Here is a 17,832-nt window from a genome sequence, read left to right on the forward strand (position 1 = left end):
TTCATCCATAATTATTTATAGAGATCGATACCTGCCAAGCGGCATGACCAGTTTCCACTCGGATCGGAACCGTCCCGTATGGTTATTTTGATATGCTTCACCTCTCGGGTGTCCTCGGCAATCTTCAACAAGGTTACTTCTCCTGACACACGTCCCAGATCGTTACTGGGCAAAAAGGTTACATCTTTCCAAACAACCCCGTCAAGAGAGGTCTGTGCAACCATCATGTCCGGCAAGAAATAGGGAGCACTTCTATCATTTCTGGGGATTACAATTTGCGTTACCTTAATCCCACTTATCGCGGTTCTCTCCTTCAATTCCATGTACATTTCATAGGTACGCATCGACGATTGCGTACTCGTTTGCAAAAAAGTATTTTTATTGTTATCCAACAAAACATCCCAATCCGCAAAAATATCCTCCGTCTCGCAATAAATCTTATTGCCATCCTCATATTCCTTGAAAGCTGACGCAGGTATAATCTCCAAATCATCAGGAGCTGCAGAAAATTTACAATACCTCATAAATGAATATACTTTATCGAAATAATGCATTCCAGCACCCGATTGATTTCCGTAGTACTCCACCTCCAAACCCAATATATCATCTTCTGCTGCTTTCTCCAAAGCGGCATAACTATTTTTCGAATTCTTGAGTATCTGACTCCTGTTATCCTTAGTAGCCTGTTCGGTAAAATAGCGATTCTTGCCCACCACAAGTTTTTTCAAATTGGTACAAAAAAGTATATCTTCCAAAGATTCAACGGAATAATCAAACTCCAACTCCGGCGCATTTTCGATAAATTTCAAGAACTCATCTTCTTTTTCTTGTGTGTCCGTTGAGTAACCGTAACGTGCCGTGATGGCGTGAACGAATCCCGCACTGAAATTTTTCTTCTGACTAATCGCCGTCGGGTCAATGACAACCGAATCCAGAGAGTTTTCCAAAATTCCCGTCCGAAGTACATAGACCGTATCCATCGGGTTTGCACTCACATCATCAATCGTGACCAACGTATTGTAACTGTCCGGATTCTTAAACTTATAATACTTGGTTTCTCCCGCGGCGTTCTTGTATTGTAACTGCATATCCACGATGTTATCATTATACTGGTCGGAGAAGAATATCATTTTCCCTTTCAAAAAATAGGCCTTGAGAACTCCTTGCGAAAACGAGCGCATCAACTCGTGGTCCCGCGTGTAAGGCCGACCGGAATAAGCCTCTATCAAAGACTCATTCCCGAATTTATCCACGGCACTCACGTAAAACTGGTACGTTCCATCCGCCAAATCCGTCAACTCGAAAGAGGTTGCCGTACCGGGAAGATACACCGAATCTCTTCGGCCCTCGAACAACCAAGCCACCTTTATCTTGTCGATTGTGGCATCCGTACCGTTTACCCAAGTGACAATCAACCGTTCCCACCCCGGAGTAATGTCCAAGTCGGAACATTTCGCCACGTAACGGATTTTCCCGTCACCGGCAAAATCGCTATAAGTATCTTCCAAACTCTCGCTACACCCCGTCATGAAAGCTACCGCCGCGAATAATAAATTAATTATATGTTTTCTCATATTCATAGCTTAATTCTTTTTTATATAAACCTCCAATTCATGCAATGTAAAATAGTTGTCTGGATTCGGATTTGCCGCGGAATTGAGTTTTGATCTAAACGTTTCATGTACGATGATCTTCAGGTAACGATACTCGTTATCCTCCACGGGGAACAAAACGTCCACATATATCGGATCTGCATCCTCAAATTCCGCTAAAGTCTTCGGAAGGCCTATACCGGATGCATTTTTATTTATATGAGGAAAACTCCACTTATCACTTTCCGTTTCGGCTTTCGGGTTTTGATTCAAATTGCCCAAGTATATCCATCCGTCGGCATCCGGATTGTCCGTTGTGCTATTGCCATACACCGACAATTTACAAGGAAGTTTATCATCGTACCATCCGAGCCAGACGTCTCCTAAAGCAGCTGCCCCCTGAGCGTCCTTCGCCTGCGTGGGAATAAGAGCGTACAAACGAATCCAAGCCGGCGTTTTCTGCTCTCCCAAGTCAAGCACCATCGGTTTTTCAAAAGCATTGGGTCCTGCCAGAAAAGTTCCATACACTTCATGACCGGTATATCCTAGATTCGGATTTCTTTCTGACAGGAAGAATTCCATCCGCTCTTTTCCTTTCAAATCTCCGTCAAACAAATACTCCACCCCGGTTTTCGCTTTCGCATTTTTAACCACCGTAAGCTTGCTCGTATTAAAGTTATCTGCCGTCACCGGCCATTGTTCCGTCAAGAAGGCATCAATATTAGGATAAATCTCCTGTCTCACCCGGAAACCTTGAAAATCTTCCGTACGGACAACCACCGTGTAATTATCCATTTTTCGTTCCATCTCGAATTTGAGCGTATCGCCTCCCTGACGAATCGGGAAACTACTCAAAGGAATCGTATCCGGTTGGTGTGTCAACGGATTTTCGCCCAAATAGAAAACATGGGCCATACCGGTTGTTACCTTGGGAGTTTGATAGATGACCTGAAAGCCATTCCAAGTAGAACTCACCTCCAAGTCCTCAAAAAATACCCACGGTGCGCTGGGAAGGGTAGAGAAGCTATACTCCCGTTTTGCGGATTCCTCATTGCGATGATTGACAAAAGAGACTTGGGCCACTACGTCTTTTGCTCCCGTGAAACCATCCAATAGAAGCGAATCGCCCCCGTAATCGCCAACTTTCAATACATCATTTCCTTGCCAGTTCTTGTAGCGCACATTCATGGCAAAAATACTCCTGTCATTCGGCAGCGAATAACGCATCATCGCACCTCCTGCCACGGGTTCAAATTTGATTTCCAACCCCTCGGTCACCGGATTAAAAACAACGTCATCATCGTTGCAAGCCAGAAAACCGAGTATCAATAATAAAATCCATATCGAATTCTTCATCATCTTATTTTTAGAATTAAATTCCTACAATCGTACATCCAAAATCTACAATCATAAATCCCTTTACCATCCCGGATTTTGTTTCATTCCGGAGATCAAAATTTCCTCCGCTTTGAATGGAGTAAAATAATCCCGAGGGGCAACGAATTTGAAACTACGTCCGATCTCAATAGGTCCGTTTTCGTTATTATAGAACGTCGCTGTCGTTGTGCCGAGAACATTCCAGCCGTATGATTTCCCGTTCATCTCTGTTTGGGCGGTCATCCAACGACGAACATTCCAATAACGGTGCCCTTCAAAAGCGAACTCGATGTTATACTCTTGGCGTATGATTTCCCGCATACCCTCTTTTGTCTTTATTTTTCCGGGATTTGAAGAGTAATTCGTCCAAGCATCCTCGACCGTCGGAATCCCTGCCCGTACACGTACTTTATTCAACGGTTTGTACACGTGTTCTTCATCCGGCGCATCCAAATATTCGTTCCAAGCCTCCGCCTGCATCAAATACACCTCCGCCAAACGAATAACCGCCATGGTCTCGTTTGTTATGCCTTGGTAATAATTCTTGGTAGGAATCCATGAATAAATGTATTTTTTCACCCAATAGCCACAAATGTTCTGGTAATCGTTGCTGACAATCACATCCTGCTGCGAACTCCAAGGGCCTTCTCCCTTGCGGGCCTCCACGAGCAGGTTGTTGTCTTGACTCTGAGTGCTTACTCCGCGCTGCCAATACATCCGGTCTCCGGCAATAGAAGCATAGAAACGAGGTTCCCGACGCAAGTGAAGTCTGACCACGTCCGTATTCAACGGAACGACATTCTCGTAGGCAAGGGCACTCTCCGAGCCTAATTTATAGCGGTTGCCATAGTTCCAATAAACATCGGCAGTTATCGGTAACCCGTTTTCCGTGTAATACATCTCCACCATCTTCATCGAAGGAGAAAGGCAACCGAACGCGAGTGCTTCAAAATGGTTATTATCACCCACCAAACGCGGGAGTATATACATGTATATCGTTGTCATTCCACCTTTCCACTCCAAGAGGTACTCTTTATTACTAAACATTGAATACGTGCTTTGCTCGATATCATCCATGTGGTTCAAAAGGGTGGTTTTCTTACCGCTTCCTTTCGCCGGAAACTCCCGGTCTCCCTGCGCACAAATTTCAGCCGCCTTGTCGGCAGCTTCAGCCGCTATCCGCCATTTTTCCCGATCGTAGGTCGGATTAAAAAGCAACTCCCCGTTCTTGTTCTTGAAATCGGCATAAAATATATTTCCGTTGAAAAGCGGAGAGGCGGCATAAACCAGCACTCTAGCCTTCAAGGCATAAAGGGCTTCTTTGGTAAACGTGAATCCATAGATTGCCGAACGTTGGGAATGTCTCGGGATATCAGGTTCAGCCTCGTCCAACAAACGAACGATCTCCTTAAAACAGGTGTCCACGGGTTGTCGCGGCAATTGATAATCCTCCATCTCCAAATCCACGGGCATATTTTGCGGAATCAAACAAATGGGACCGTAAGCACGAAGCAATTCAAAGTAGATGTATGCTTTCAAGGCCTTCATATCCGCCTTCCACCAATCTTTATCCTCTTGAGTCATGTTGTACGTTTTGTCGACATTATCAATAAAAACATTGGCTCTTCGAATCAATTGATACATTTTCGCCCATATATTCCCGTAAGGATCTTGCGACATCTGCTGTCCGTTTGCCACGAGGAAGCCGGGGAGCAGGTTGATTGAAGTGTATAAAACAGGACTGGGCGTATACTCGTCGGAGGCAGAAAAAGCAAGGTTTTTATCCGAGCTTTGGAGCAAAGAAATTAAATCTGCGTAAACCCCTATCCACCAGCCTTCCACTTTTGTCCGTTGCTCAAAAACCGATTCGATGGTTTCGATGTCTTTCTCCGGCACCATGTTCAGGTAATCACACCCGGGCAACAGGAAAAGACCACAAAGTATAGATACTAAATATTTTTTCATCATCACGTGTATTTAAATTTAGAAACTGACATTCAACCCCGCCGACCAAGTACGTTGTATGGGATAATTGAATCCACTACTACCTAACTCCACATCCCATACTTTAAAATTAGTAATCAGGAAGGGATTATTGACGCGGGCATAAAATTTCACGTTTTTCATTTTTAATTTATCCAGCACATTCTTCGGAAGGTTATACCCCACTTCAATGGCGGTGCAACGCAAGAAGCTGCATTTCCGCATAAAATAGGTCGAATACCGGGGATTGCCGGCGTTAGAATATTCACCCTCTTGCGGATTATGCATATTAATGGCTTGGGTTGAGAGACGCGGCCAGAATGGACGTTCTTTCATATTGTCCTCACTCCAATGATCGTCATAAATGGCTTTCAGCATGGACCGATTATTCACAAACGGACCGATCTGCATCGGGTCCATAAAAAATGCCCGTTTCCCCGATCCTTGGAAGGCAAAATTGAACTCAACGTTTTTATACTGGAATGAACCGCTAAAACCGTAAACGACACGGGGTGTGGTCGGGTACCCGATATACGCGGCATCATTCACGTCGATTTTTCCGTCACCATTCAAGTCGCGGTACCGGATATCTCCCGGCATCGTCATTCCGGTACCTCCCTGGCTGGGCGAGTTGTCGATTTCCGCCTGCCCGCGGAAAAGCCCTTCGGCAATGTACCCGATCTGTTGGGAGATCTCTTTGCCTTTTTTTCGTTGCCATTCCGGCGTGTTGGTTGCTTGTTCAATCTCTAAATAAATCGCTTTGTTGTAAGTAAACGTACCGTTCAAAATCATCCAAAAATCAGGACTGAAAGCGTGTTGGATTTTACCGGAAAGGTCAAACCCTCGAGAACGGGTTTTACCCACGTTACCGATTTGCAGCTCCTCTAACCCGGTTGTTTCGGGCATCGTGTAGCGTTTGTCAATGATATTGTGACGAATTTCCTGATAAATATCAGCATTGAGTTCCACGATTCCATTGAAGAATTTTGTCTCCACGCCAAAATTCACCTGCTCGGCAATCTCCCACGTGATCTTGTCATTCGGGTAAGATTCTATGACAGCTCTCTCCACCGTAGCACTTGTTGCAGTTCCCGGATGCGCCACACTTATCGTTGACACGACGGGCAGATGGACAAAACGCGGATTCGAGATGATTCCGTCATTCCCGACTTCTCCCCAAGAAAGACGGAATTTCAAGTACGAAAGCCAATGAGCGGTATGATTAGCCAAGAAAGGTTCTTTCGAAGCAATCCAAGCACCTCCCACGGCAGGGAAAAAACCGAAACGATGTTTCTCGGCAAAACGCTCTGAACCGTTGTAACCGAAACTCGCCTCTAAAAAATATTTATCCCTGAACCCATAGGTACCGCGCATCGCCAAACCCAAATTTCGTTGGGGAATACCGTTCAAAATCGAAGATACTTCCGATGCCGTGGTCTCTTGCCCGCTAAACACAGCCGTCAAACTGGTCTGGTGCTCGCCCCAAGCGGCCACGTGCAATCCTCTCAATTCGTAACTCAATTGTGAAGTTTGACTACTTCCTTTGGTTTCATGATTCAATGTTCTGGACGATCCGTCCGGACTTATCGCTAACAATTGGTGCTTGCCGGTCTCGAAGTTATAATCTTTTATGTTATACTTATAGGGTTTGGTGTTATAGACGTTATAATAGTATCCCACATAATTCAAAGATACGGAAGCCCTCATTTCCAATCCCTTGAGGATAGGTGACAGATTGTGGATATACTCTGCCCGCGTTACTGCAGAATAACGGCGACGATCGTTATATCCCTTGTGAATCTCCATGTAAGGATTCGCATCCGGTGCCGCATTGGTGGCTCCGAAACGAATGTGCGGCCAATTATAGGTATCGTCAGCCGGATAAGTAGCGGCAAAATCTACCGGCGACACGTTGAAAGCCATATAATATGCCTGTGAAACATCGGCCTTGGGGCCCCTGTATTTATCAAAATTCGCGGAAGTATTGATGTTCAAACGAATCCCGGCACTCAAGTCTATATTTAAGTTGGTACGGAAAGAGAAGGAATTATTCTCAATGTTCACTTTGAACTGGTTCAAACGGTCGGTTTTCAACATACCCTCATCCCGCGTATAATTCACGGACGCATAGTATTGTACCACACGCGAACCACCCCGAATATTTAAACCCGCCCGGTGGTTGATCGAGTAATCCTTAAATAAGATGTTATACCAATCATTGGCAGGATATAACCAAGAAGGATAAAGATCGGAACCGGTACGATCAATGCGCTCCACGCTGTATTGAGGCGTTGCACTCGGATCGCGAGCGAGCAATGCCCGGTTATACATTTTCATGTAAGTGATTGGATCTACAACTTCAATCTCCCTAGTCGGTCGGCTCATTACCGCCTCGTAACGAACAGAGGTGTAAACATTACCCTCTTCTCCCTTTTTAGTTGTTATAAGAATTACCCCGTTTGCCCCGCGGGCTCCGTACATGGCTGTTGCCGAAGCGTCTTTCATGACGCTGAACGTCTCGATGTCCTCCGGTACCATACGGGAAAGATCCAATTTGGAAGATTCCACCCCATCAATCAAAATGAGCGGGTCAATGTTAGCATTCGTCTGGAAAGAGGTAATACCCCGGATATAGAACTTCGTGTTCATTTCATCTTCCGTCAAAGCACCGGGAAGTCCGCCCGTCTGCCATCCGATCATACCGGCAATCTTTCCGGCGAATTGAGTGGTCAAGTCGCTACTTGAGGATTTCAATGTTCTTGCATCTACGGTAGTAATCGCTGATACCACGCTCTCTTTCTTTTGTTCCCCAAATGCCACCACGGTTACCTCCTCGATGTTCTCGGCCGTGGGATTCAAACGGATGTTTATTTTGGTTTTCCCTTTGACCTCCACGACTTCAGTTTTGTAACCAATGTAAGAAACCCGTAAGGCATCTGTCGGGCGCACGCTGATCGTGTAATTTCCATCCACATCCGTGACAACTCCTTGGGTTGTTCCTTGAATAATCACGGTGGCTCCGGGGAGAGTATTCCCCTTTTCGTCCACGATTCTTCCGGTTACGGAAATCATTTCTACTTCCGGTTTCGTTTTTGCCCGGATAGAAATCAAACTTTGTTGTATTGTGTATTCCAGTCCCAGTTTGGGAAGAATTTCATCCAACAGTTGTTTGACTTCTTTGTTCTCCACTTTCACGGAGATTTTCCCTTTTGATTTTACCAATTCGCTGTTGTAGAAAAAGTCATAATCTGTTTGCTTTTTCAATTCGGCAATGATCTCGTTCAAGGTGACATCTTTCAGGTCAAGAGTTACCTTTGCCCTTTGTTGGGCTTGCGCGCTCGCCGGAATGGCAGTGTACACGCCCAGAAATAAGATTACGAGAAAATTTTTAAAGATTAACATCTTTCGCCATGGATTCCAACTCCTTGGTAATACATAGTCTCGCTTTTTTTTCATAGTTTTGTAAATTAATAATTTAACATTTTATACATCCGTTTCTTGCAAGGATTCCGGTTGTATGGGTGAATAATGACAGGTTGAGGATTGATCAGGTCTTCAACCTGTATTTTTTTATTTCTTTTGAATGATGATCCGTTCGTTCGTGACAATGAATCTGATGTCGCGCGTGTATTCCAGCATCTTGAACAAGGGTAAGAGATCGTCATATCGCTTTAATCGTCCGCTGAATTTTATTTTCTTTAAATTCGAATCAGCAAATTCGATATTCACGTTGTACCAACGGGTGAAAATTTGCATTAACTCTCCTAACGGCATATCTTCAAATTCATAGTAACCGTCTTTCCATGAGGTGTATTGTCGTGTATTCACGGGGAAATAGTCTGCTTTTCGGGTTTCTTTGTTGTAAGCGACTTGCATTCCCGGTTTCATGACAAAATTGTTATCGCCGCATCGTGTTTCAACTCGCCCCTCTACCAACGTCGTTTTTACCCATGCTCCTTCCGGGTAGGCGTTCACGTTGAAAGCGGTTCCCAATACACGTACGGCGACCTCTCCCGTGTGTACAACAAACGGGTGGCAGGAATCGGTTGTCACTTCGAAATAGGCCTCTCCGATTAAATCTACTTCTCTTGTTCCCCCGATGAATTGGTCGGGGTAGCGCAGTGAACTCCCCGCGTTGAGGTATATCTTTGTTCCGTCCGGGAGAACCAGATTATATTCCGCTCCCAACGGGACGTTCATCGTGTAGTATTCTGCTTCTCTGACTTTCGATTCGTTGGACTTGACAATCAAGGTTTGTTTGTCGGTACGCATCTCTTTATTGCTATCGGACACGATAACGGTATTTGTTTTTTGACTGAGAAGACGTTTTTTCCCGTCGGGCATAATCAGTTCTGCCGTCGGGCGATGGAGGGATAAACCGGAAATGTAGGTTTGATTGATGCCGGCTTCTTTGTCGGGTGTATTTTCTTGTCGGAAGATAAGGAAGAAACCGACCAGCAAGATGATTCCGGCAGCACAAGACGACCAATAGATGAATTGGCGTTTTCTTCTCGCTTGACGGATTCGTTTTTCTACTTTAGTAAAAGCGACGGCTTCTTTCTGGTGTTTATCCAGAATCTTTTTTTGATGTTCCAGTTTTTGAATGATCTTTTCGACCTTCTCGTTTCGGACAGTAGCGTGTTTCCATTCTTCCAACAATTGCTTTTCCTCCTTCGTAAGTGGTTCTTTGTTTAGGATTTTCGCTAATATGTCATCTATGTTTTCCTTCATAATTTGCCGTTGTTTTCTTATATATTTTCAAAACGGCAAAAAAGGGTGATATGAATTTAAAGTTTTTCTGTTAAAAGAAGTAAAATTGATAAGAAGTGTTCTTCTTGAAGGTTTTCACGCAAAAATTTGAGGGCGGTTTTCATCTGAGTTTTCACCGTGTTGATGCTTGTTCCCAATTCGTCGGCAATTTCCTGATACGATTTATCATTCAAGCAGGCCATCAAGAATACCTTCCGGCATTTATCGGGAAGACGGTCTATCGTGTTGTAAAGTAGTTCGATTTCCTCCTGATGTTCCTCCCTGGTCATATCCTCGTACGTGTCGTTTTCCTTGAAAAAGGAGGAGTGTGCGTCAAACCTCTTCTTGTATTCTTTCAAAAATAAGAATGCTTGGTTTTTGACCATCTTAAAGATAAATCGGTCTAAATCACCCGTGAAAGAATGAAGTCTTTTGTTGTTCCACAAGCTGAAGAAGCAATCCTGTACGATATCCTCCGCTGCCTCAAGATCGTTTAAAATATGATAACAGTATAGTAAAAGGTTGTCATAATACCTTTCAAAAAGAAGGCGGAACGCACCGCTTTCGTCTTTCGTGATTAAATCTAATATGTTATCGCGTGGATTCATTCGTTTTTTTACTTTCACAAATGTAGTGAACTCCAAGTTTGATGCAAATTATTTGGTGGAAATTAAGTAATTTTATGCAATGTGGTCGGGATGTCAAATGATTGGCTGGAGGAAAAACGGTATGGGATTTTTGTACCCTTTCTCCCGAAATGTGACAAATTATTCGATAAAATACCCCCGAAATGTGACAAAAAGAAATAAAAATAGCCCCCGAAATGTGACAATTGTATGGAAATTAGTATATTTGTCCTATGGTAGAAAGAATCATAATTGGGGAATTACGGGCGTGGAAAACTAAGATATCAAGGAAACCCTTGATTCTTCGTGGAGCTAGGCAAGTCGGGAAAACGACGGCAGTGAATTTATTTGCCCGAGATTTTAAACAATATATTTATTTGAATCTCGAAACGGCACGGGATCGCAATCTGTTTATTCAATATCCCTCTATTGATACGTTAATCCAAGCTATCTTTTTCGAAAAAGAAAAACTTTTGGAGGAAAAAGATACTCTTATATTTATAGATGAGATTCAAGAAGTTCCGGAAGCGTTGAGTATGTTGCGATATTTTTATGAGCAATATCCGCAATATTGTGTTGTTGCGGCAGGTTCTTTGCTTGAATCTTTGTTTGATACAAAAATTAGTTTTCCTGTTGGGCGAGTAGAATTCAAGGTGGTCCGTCCTTTTTCGTTTCAAGAGTTTTTATTAGCCATGGATGAGGGCAATGCTTTGAAGCAATATCATAAAATCCCCATGGATACTTTTGCTCACGACAAATTGCTATCGTTATTTCACTTGTATACGCTAATCGGGGGAATGCCGGAAATAGTATTATCGTATGCTGGCAGTAAGGATATTGTTGCCTTGACTTCCGTGTTTGATTCTTTGATAGGTACTTATTTGGATGATGTTGAGAAATACACGTCAACTGCGGGGCAAACTCAAATTATGCGTCACGCTATCAGATCCGTGTTTATGGAAGCGGGGAATCGGATAAAATTCAATGGTTTTGGTAATTCTGCGTATGGTTCACGAGAAATGGGAGAGGCATTGCGGACAATCGAGAAAGCAATGTTGATTCATTTGATTTATCCCACCACGCAGACCGGTGAACCTTTTATGCCGGATATGAAGAAAAGTCCCCGTCTTCAGGTACTCGACACGGGAATGTTAAATTATATGGCTCATCTTCAAAAAGAGATTTTTGGTACCAATGATTTGAACAATGTGTATAAAGGGCATATTGCAGAACATATTGTGTGCCAAGAGTTATTGGCGCATCAGGTATCATTGCTCCATAAACCTCTTTTTTGGGTAAGTGAAAAGAAAGATTCTGTGGCAGAAATAGACTTTTTAGCCTATTTAGACGGTAGAGTGATTCCGATTGAGGTGAAGTCTGGAGCAACCGGACGATTGCGTTCACTTCACTTGTTTATGGATGCTTACCGGGGTAATGTTGCCGTTCGCTTATACGCGGGTGAGATTAGAAAGGATATATTGACAACTTCAAGCGGGAAAAATTATACCTTATTAAGTTTGCCTTATTATTTGACGGGGAAAATCGGAGAATATTTGAGAGAATTTGCTTTATAAGCCGTCGTTTTTTTGATGTGTAACTTAGCCTTTAGAGAACCCGAATTCACAAAAATAAAGAGGGTAATTCTCTGTGAATTACCCTCTTCTTGTTTGTAGTGTTACTTCTTATTTCTTAGCCAAGTCAATCAAAATTTCAAGGACTTGGATAGCACTCTTCGATACCTTGGTACCGGGACCGAATACGGCGATAGCACCCGCGTCGAACAGGAATTGATAGTCTTGGTGAGGAATTACACCACCCACGTAAACGAGGATGTCTTCACGTCCCAATTTCTTCAATTCGGCGATAACGGCAGGTACAAGCGTTTTGTGTCCGGCTGCCAATGAAGATACCCCGACAACATGCACGTCGTTTTCAACGGCTTGTTTAGCGGTTTCTTCCGGGGTTTGGAACAACGGTCCCATGTCCACGTCGAACCCGAGGTCAGCGTAACCCGTTGCGACAACTTTAGCACCGCGGTCGTGTCCGTCCTGACCCATTTTGGCAATCATGATACGCGGACGACGTCCGGTCATTTCAGAGAATTGGTCTGCCAATTCTTTAGCCTTCCGGAAGTCTTCGTCTTCCTTGGCAACACTTGAATATACTCCGCTCACGGTTCTGATAACTGCTTTATAACGTCCGGCAACTTTTTCACATGCATCCGAGATTTCTCCCAAAGATGCTCTCTTCTTGGCTGCATCAACGGCTAATTCAAGCAAGTTGCCTTCGCCTGTTTCAGCACATTTGGTGATTGCTGCCAACGCGGCGTCAACCTCTGCTTGGTTACGGTTAGCTTTCAACTCGTGCAAACGACGGATTTGTGCTTCGCGTACGGCAGTGTTGTCCACCTCGAGGATATCGATCGGGTCTTCTTTTTCCAAACGGTATTTGTTCGTACCCACGATGGTTTGTGCACCACTGTCGATACGGGCTTGCGTACGAGCGGCAGCTTCTTCGATACGAAGTTTAGGAATACCGGACTCGATAGCGGCAGCCATACCACCCAATTTTTCTATTTCTTGGATATGTCCCCATGCTTTCTCTACCAGTTCTTGGGTCAGGCTCTCCACGTAGTAAGAACCTCCCCACGGGTCGATAGATTTACAAACGGTGGTTTCATCCTGTATATAGATCTGCGTGTTACGCGCAATACGCGCGGAGAAGTCGGTCGGAAGGGCGATAGCCTCATCCAACGCGTTGGTATGCAACGATTGCGTGTGTCCCAAAGCGGCACCCATAGCCTCGATACAAGTACGTCCCACGTTGTTGAACGGGTCTTGCTCGGTCAGTGACCAACCGGAAGTCTGGCTGTGTGTACGCAATGCCAGAGATTTCGGGTTCTTCGGGTTGAATTGTTTCACGATCTTTGCCCACAACAAACGTCCGGCTCTCATCTTGGCGATCTCCATGAAGTGGTTCATGCCGATAGCCCAGAAGAACGACAAACGGGGTGCGAAAGCGTCAATATCCATTCCGGCGTTTACCCCGGCACGCAAATATTCCAAACCGTCAGCCAAGGTGTATGCCAACTCGATATCGGCAGTAGCACCTGCTTCTTGCATGTGGTAACCGGAGATAGAGATAGAGTTGAACTTCGGCATATTTTTGGAAGTGTACTCGAAAATGTCAGCGATAATCTTCATGGAGAATTTCGGCGGGTAGATATAAGTGTTACGCACCATAAATTCTTTCAAGATATCGTTTTGGATGGTTCCTGACAATTGGTCGAGTGTTGCCCCTTGTTCCAATCCGGCAACAATGTAGAATGCCAAAATAGGAAGTACGGCACCGTTCATCGTCATGGAAACGGACATTTTATCCAATGGAATCTGGTCGAACAGGATTTTCATATCCATGATTGAATCCACTGCCACACCGGCTTTACCCACGTCACCGATTACACGCGGGTGGTCGGAGTCGTATCCGCGGTGAGTAGCCAAGTCAAATGCCACGGACAAACCTTTCTGTCCGGCAGCCAAGTTGCGGCGATAGAATGCGTTGGACTCTTCAGCGGTAGAGAATCCGGCGTATTGACGGATTGTCCACGGGCGCATCGGGTACATTCCGGAGTACGGACCGCGTAAATACGGGGGAATACCGGCAACATAGTCCAGATGTTCCATGCCTTTTAAATCTTCGGCCGTGTACACGGGTTTTACCGGTATCAGCTCGGGTGTCAACCAATTTTTTTCTATGTGATTAGCCTTTTCCCACTCGGCAGCGGCGGTCATGGCTTTCTCTGTTGACTTGATATCTATATCTTTGAAATTTGGTTTCATCTTTCAATTTTTGATTTATAATTTACGATTTACGATTCTTGATTTTTCAATCTAAAATCTAAAATCTGAAATCTAAAATTATTTAATTCCCAATAGTTGTTGGTATGCTTTCAAGTCTTCCAGCACGTTGCATTTCACGTGAACATAGTGCTTGATACCAACCTCTTCCAATTGAGGTCTGCTCTCCGGGTTACCGGCAACCACGATGATTGCCTTGTCTTTCAACGCGGCGTAAACTTCCGGGGCAATCGTTGCGTACTCGTCGTCAGAGCTACAAATTACCACGATGTCTGCCTTGTTATCGATACATGCTTTAGCACCTTCTTCAACTGTCTTGAACCCGTTGTTGTCCATTACTTGGAATCCGGCGCAAGCGAAGAAGTTGCAAGCGAATTGAGCTCTGGCTTTACGCATAGCTAAATTTCCCATCGGCAACATGTAAACCACCGGACGGTGTCCATTCTCTTTCGCGAACATGTCGGTTCTCAAGCGCATAGCCTCGAACGCTTGTGTTCCGCGGTAGGGTTTCAATGTTTCTACCACTGCATCCGGTGCGGTTTCGTCTTCCGGCTCTAGGATACAAGCGCAAAGTTCGCGGTCAATCTTTTCGTTGAAGTTCGGGAATTGGTTCGTACCCAAGAAGTTTTCTTTCCGGTTAGCGATATCCTGATCTCTTTTCTGCGCGGTAGCTTTCACGGCTGCCTGAACGAACCCGTTCTCGATTGCTTTTACCATTCCGCCTTGTTCCTGTACTTGGAGGAATAATTTCCAAGCAGCCTCGGCAATGAATTGGGTCAATTCTTCGATGTAGTATGAACCACCTGCCGGGTCAACGATCTTATCGAAATGAGATTCTTCTTTCAACAATAATTGTTGGTTGCGAGCCACGCGTTCTCCCAATTCGGAAGGATGGCATTCGTAGATATAGTCGTACGGGTGAACCGTGAACGAGTCAACACCGCCAAGTGTCGCGGACATGGTTTCCGTTTGTGTGCGGAGCATGTTCACGTTCGGGTCGTAAACCGTCTTGTTCCATTCTGATGTTTCAGCGTGGATATTCATCTTGCACACGCAGTCGCAGCAAGGATTGTAAGCCTTCACGATCTTTGCCCACAAGTAACGGGCTGCTCTCAGTTTGGCTATTTCCATGAAATATTTTGAACCGGTAGCGAAGTGGAAACGCACGCGGGGAGCGACGTCCTTCACGTCCATTCCGGCGTCGGTCAAATTGTTTAAGTATTCTACTCCGGCAGCCAGACTGAACCCGAGTTCTTGCACGATGGAAGCTCCCGAGTTATTGAACACATATCCACCCACTTCAATGGTCTTGAAGTTTTTCAGGGTAGCGGTACTTTCGGTTGCGGCTTTTACAACGTCAAACGGTTTGGCGTCGCAGAATTTACCTTGCAAAAGGAGTTTGCTGATCGGGTCGATGTTGATTCCACCTTTAATTTTCTCCGGATCAATGCCTTTTTCGGTAACATATTCCTTGAACAGATTCAAGATAGCTACTTTGTTGCAGCAAGCCACGAAATTGATTTCGATGCATTCCAGACAAATGTCTTTTAAAAGAGCGGCCATGTCGGCTTTCGTGAAATTCTTGCAATTGGAAAGTACGAAACCGAGAGAGTCAACACCTTTGTTCAAAATATCCAACGCTTTCTTGTTTGCTTCGGCAACATCCTCTACCATGATGTCTTGGCGTACAAACCATGCGTTGTTGTCTTTTTTATTACCTCTCACGAAAGGATATTCTCCCGGGAAGCACGCTAAGTTCTTGAGGTTTTCCATGTCTTCCAACCGGTACATCGGCTGCACGTTGAAACCCTCGTTTGTTCTCCAAACCAGCTTTTTATCGAAGTCAGCCCCTTTTAGGTCTGCAATGACTTTGTCCTTCCACTCCTGTGTCGTGTTGGGTGCAAATTCATTGAAAAGCTTTTCGTTTACATTCTCTGCCATAATAGATTTTTATGTATTTATTCTGTAACTGTTTGTTATTAAAAACGAAAGGCAAAATTAGGCGTTTTTGTATAAATAAAAAAGAAATTCTTCTTTATTTCTACCCCTTGATTGGATTATAAGTCTTTTTAAGAGTTAGGAAGAGGTTATTTATTTTAGATTTAATGATTTAGGATTTAAGATTGAGTCTGACAAGAGGTTTCGGGCGAGTTTTGGTTGTATCAGGCTGGCATGTTATTTCCCCGCGTGTTTCATTTCTTTACGGGAGGCTTTTTCACGTGGTTAGAATTACCCGGAGAAATACGGGCTGTACGAGCTTTGCGAGCTTGCAGGGTGGCTTGTATTTATAGAATTTTTGCAGGAATTGTTTCGGTTTTTGGTGTATCCCAGTTATGTATCGGTACTTGTGTTCCTTGGGGCATACTACTTGTACAATCCTTTACCCGGGGGAGAATTACCGCGAGGGGTAAAGTTTGACTTTGATGTCTGTCCCAAACGCGAGGGAGTGTCTTCTGCCCGTGTGTGTTAAAAAAGCATATTTAATACAAAAACGTGGGCTAAGAGTGGGCTAAGTGTAGGCTAAGAGTGGGCGATGTCGCCTAAAAGTCACCCTAAAGTCATAAGATAGCCGTTAAATAGTATAGCTTAACCTTAGATTTAGGATAGGTGGAGTGTTATTATGTATTGGTGAAAATTCCGTGAGAGTGTTGGGTAAATTCCATGTTCTTGTCTTTTGTCGGGAAAATATTATTTCGTAATTTGCGACGTTAATTTTAAAAGCAAAAAACACATGAAGAAAATTAGAGCAGCCATCGTCGGGTATGGCAATATCGGTCACTACGTGCTGGACGCACTGGAGGCGGCCCCCGACTTTGAAGTGGCAGGAGTGGTACGTCGGGATGCAGCGAATGTCCCGGCGGAGTTGAAGGACTATTTGGTCGTGTCGGATATTGCTCAAGTCAAAGATGTCGATGTGGCAATCTTGTGTACCCCCACTCGTAGCGTGGAGGAATACGCTTCCCGAATTTTAGCCATGGGAATCAACACGGTGGATAGTTTCGATATTCACACGGAAATTACTGGATTACATAAACGTTTGGGTGAGGTTGCTCGGAAACACGGGAAAGTGGCTGTTATTTCAGCCGGCTGGGACCCGGGAAGCGACTCCGTAGTACGTGCCTTGTTGGAGGCTTGCGCCCCGAAAGGGATTACATATACAAATTTCGGTCCGGGCATGAGCATGGGACATACCGTTGCCGTGAAAGCTGTGAAAGGTGTAAAAGCCGCTCTTTCGATGACGATTCCAGTGGGAACGGGTATTCATCGTCGTATGGTGTATATCGAATTGGAGGATGGATACGATTTCAAGACCGTGGCGGAAGCTATCAAGACCGATCCTTATTTCGTGCATGACGAAACACACGTGATGCAGGTGGAGAGCGTGGATAACCTGAAAGATATGGGGCATGGCGTGAATCTTACCCGCAAAGGCGTATCCGGCAAGACTCAGAACCAGTTGTTCGAATTCGACATGAAAATCAACAACCCGGCATTGACGGGACAAATACTCGTGGCTACCGCCCGCGCTTCCATGAAGCAACAACCGGGATGTTACACGCTGATAGAGATTCCGGTGATTGATATGCTGTATGGCGATCGGACGGAGTTGATCAGGCATCTGGTGTAAACTTCTATCGGGAAATATAT

The 17,832-nt window shown here is 44.6% G+C and carries 10 protein-coding genes; 2 read left to right on the forward strand and 8 right to left on the reverse strand.

Going from position 1 to position 17,832, the window contains the following annotated elements; translation table 11 throughout:
- Positions 1 to 11: 11 nt before the first annotated feature.
- The 6 genes from CS948_RS09790 to CS948_RS09815 form a co-directional block, all read right to left on the reverse strand.
- Positions 12 to 1,574, reverse strand: coding sequence for a DUF4998 domain-containing protein (locus tag CS948_RS09790; protein WP_176554995.1), 1,563 nt, complete (start codon positions 1,572 to 1,574; stop codon positions 12 to 14).
- Positions 1,575 to 1,583: 9 nt separating this feature from the next.
- Positions 1,584 to 2,948, reverse strand: coding sequence for a DUF4959 domain-containing protein (locus CS948_RS09795; RefSeq protein WP_176554996.1), 1,365 nt, complete (start codon positions 2,946 to 2,948; stop codon positions 1,584 to 1,586).
- Between the two features lie 63 nt (positions 2,949 to 3,011).
- Positions 3,012 to 4,934: a RagB/SusD family nutrient uptake outer membrane protein gene (locus tag CS948_RS09800; protein ID WP_099291502.1), complete on the reverse strand. Its 1,923-nt coding sequence runs from the start codon at positions 4,932 to 4,934 to the stop codon at positions 3,012 to 3,014.
- An 18-nt stretch (positions 4,935 to 4,952) separates the two neighbouring features.
- Positions 4,953 to 8,408: a TonB-dependent receptor gene (locus CS948_RS09805; RefSeq protein WP_099291503.1), complete on the reverse strand. Its 3,456-nt coding sequence runs from the start codon at positions 8,406 to 8,408 to the stop codon at positions 4,953 to 4,955.
- A 114-nt stretch (positions 8,409 to 8,522) separates the two neighbouring features.
- Complete coding sequence (locus CS948_RS09810) at positions 8,523 to 9,683, reverse strand: FecR family protein (RefSeq protein WP_099291504.1); 1,161 nt, start codon at positions 9,681 to 9,683, stop codon at positions 8,523 to 8,525.
- A 56-nt stretch (positions 9,684 to 9,739) separates the two neighbouring features.
- Positions 9,740 to 10,309 (reverse strand): RNA polymerase sigma-70 factor, encoded by a 570-nt coding sequence (locus tag CS948_RS09815; protein WP_099291505.1) that lies wholly within the window; start codon positions 10,307 to 10,309, stop codon positions 9,740 to 9,742.
- A 251-nt stretch (positions 10,310 to 10,560) separates the two neighbouring features.
- On the opposite strand from CS948_RS09815, the gene CS948_RS09820 reads away from it, so the two are divergent.
- Positions 10,561 to 11,901, forward strand: a complete 1,341-nt coding sequence (locus CS948_RS09820; RefSeq protein ID WP_099291506.1) for an ATP-binding protein — start codon at positions 10,561 to 10,563, stop codon at positions 11,899 to 11,901.
- A 108-nt stretch (positions 11,902 to 12,009) separates the two neighbouring features.
- Here the strand turns inward: CS948_RS09820 and scpA are convergent, their stop codons facing one another.
- Positions 12,010 to 14,166 (reverse strand): methylmalonyl-CoA mutase, encoded by a 2,157-nt coding sequence (gene scpA / locus CS948_RS09825; RefSeq protein ID WP_099291507.1) that lies wholly within the window; start codon positions 14,164 to 14,166, stop codon positions 12,010 to 12,012.
- A 78-nt stretch (positions 14,167 to 14,244) separates the two neighbouring features.
- Complete coding sequence (locus CS948_RS09830) at positions 14,245 to 16,125, reverse strand: methylmalonyl-CoA mutase family protein (protein WP_099291508.1); 1,881 nt, start codon at positions 16,123 to 16,125, stop codon at positions 14,245 to 14,247.
- A 790-nt stretch (positions 16,126 to 16,915) separates the two neighbouring features.
- Between CS948_RS09830 and CS948_RS09835 the strand changes: the two genes are divergently transcribed.
- A complete protein-coding gene (locus tag CS948_RS09835) occupies positions 16,916 to 17,812 on the forward strand; it encodes a diaminopimelate dehydrogenase (RefSeq protein ID WP_099291509.1) in 897 nt (298 codons plus the stop codon).
- Positions 17,813 to 17,832: the final 20 nt, after the last annotated feature.

Origin of the sequence: Butyricimonas sp. Marseille-P3923, from assembly GCF_900184685.1 — a bacterium.
GTDB classification, from domain to species: Bacteria; Bacteroidota; Bacteroidia; order Bacteroidales; family Marinifilaceae; genus Butyricimonas; species Butyricimonas muris.

Bases quoted from the DNA above. Each gene is read 5' to 3' on its own strand.
- CS948_RS09790 (WP_176554995.1), bottom strand. From the start codon at position 1,574: ATGAGAAAACATATAATTAATTTATTATTCGCGGCGGTAGCTTTCATG.
- CS948_RS09795 (WP_176554996.1), bottom strand. From the start codon at position 2,948: ATGAAGAATTCGATATGGATTTTATTATTGATACTCGGTTTTCTGGCT.
- CS948_RS09800 (WP_099291502.1), bottom strand. From the start codon at position 4,934: ATGAAAAAATATTTAGTATCTATACTTTGTGGTCTTTTCCTGTTGCCC.
- CS948_RS09805 (WP_099291503.1), bottom strand. From the start codon at position 8,408: ATGAAAAAAAAGCGAGACTATGTATTACCAAGGAGTTGGAATCCATGG.
- CS948_RS09810 (WP_099291504.1), bottom strand. From the start codon at position 9,683: ATGAAGGAAAACATAGATGACATATTAGCGAAAATCCTAAACAAAGAA.
- CS948_RS09815 (WP_099291505.1), bottom strand. From the start codon at position 10,309: ATGAATCCACGCGATAACATATTAGATTTAATCACGAAAGACGAAAGC.
- CS948_RS09820 (WP_099291506.1), top strand. From the start codon at position 10,561: ATGGTAGAAAGAATCATAATTGGGGAATTACGGGCGTGGAAAACTAAG.
- scpA (WP_099291507.1), bottom strand. From the start codon at position 14,166: ATGAAACCAAATTTCAAAGATATAGATATCAAGTCAACAGAGAAAGCC.
- CS948_RS09830 (WP_099291508.1), bottom strand. From the start codon at position 16,125: ATGGCAGAGAATGTAAACGAAAAGCTTTTCAATGAATTTGCACCCAAC.
- CS948_RS09835 (WP_099291509.1), top strand. From the start codon at position 16,916: ATGAAGAAAATTAGAGCAGCCATCGTCGGGTATGGCAATATCGGTCAC.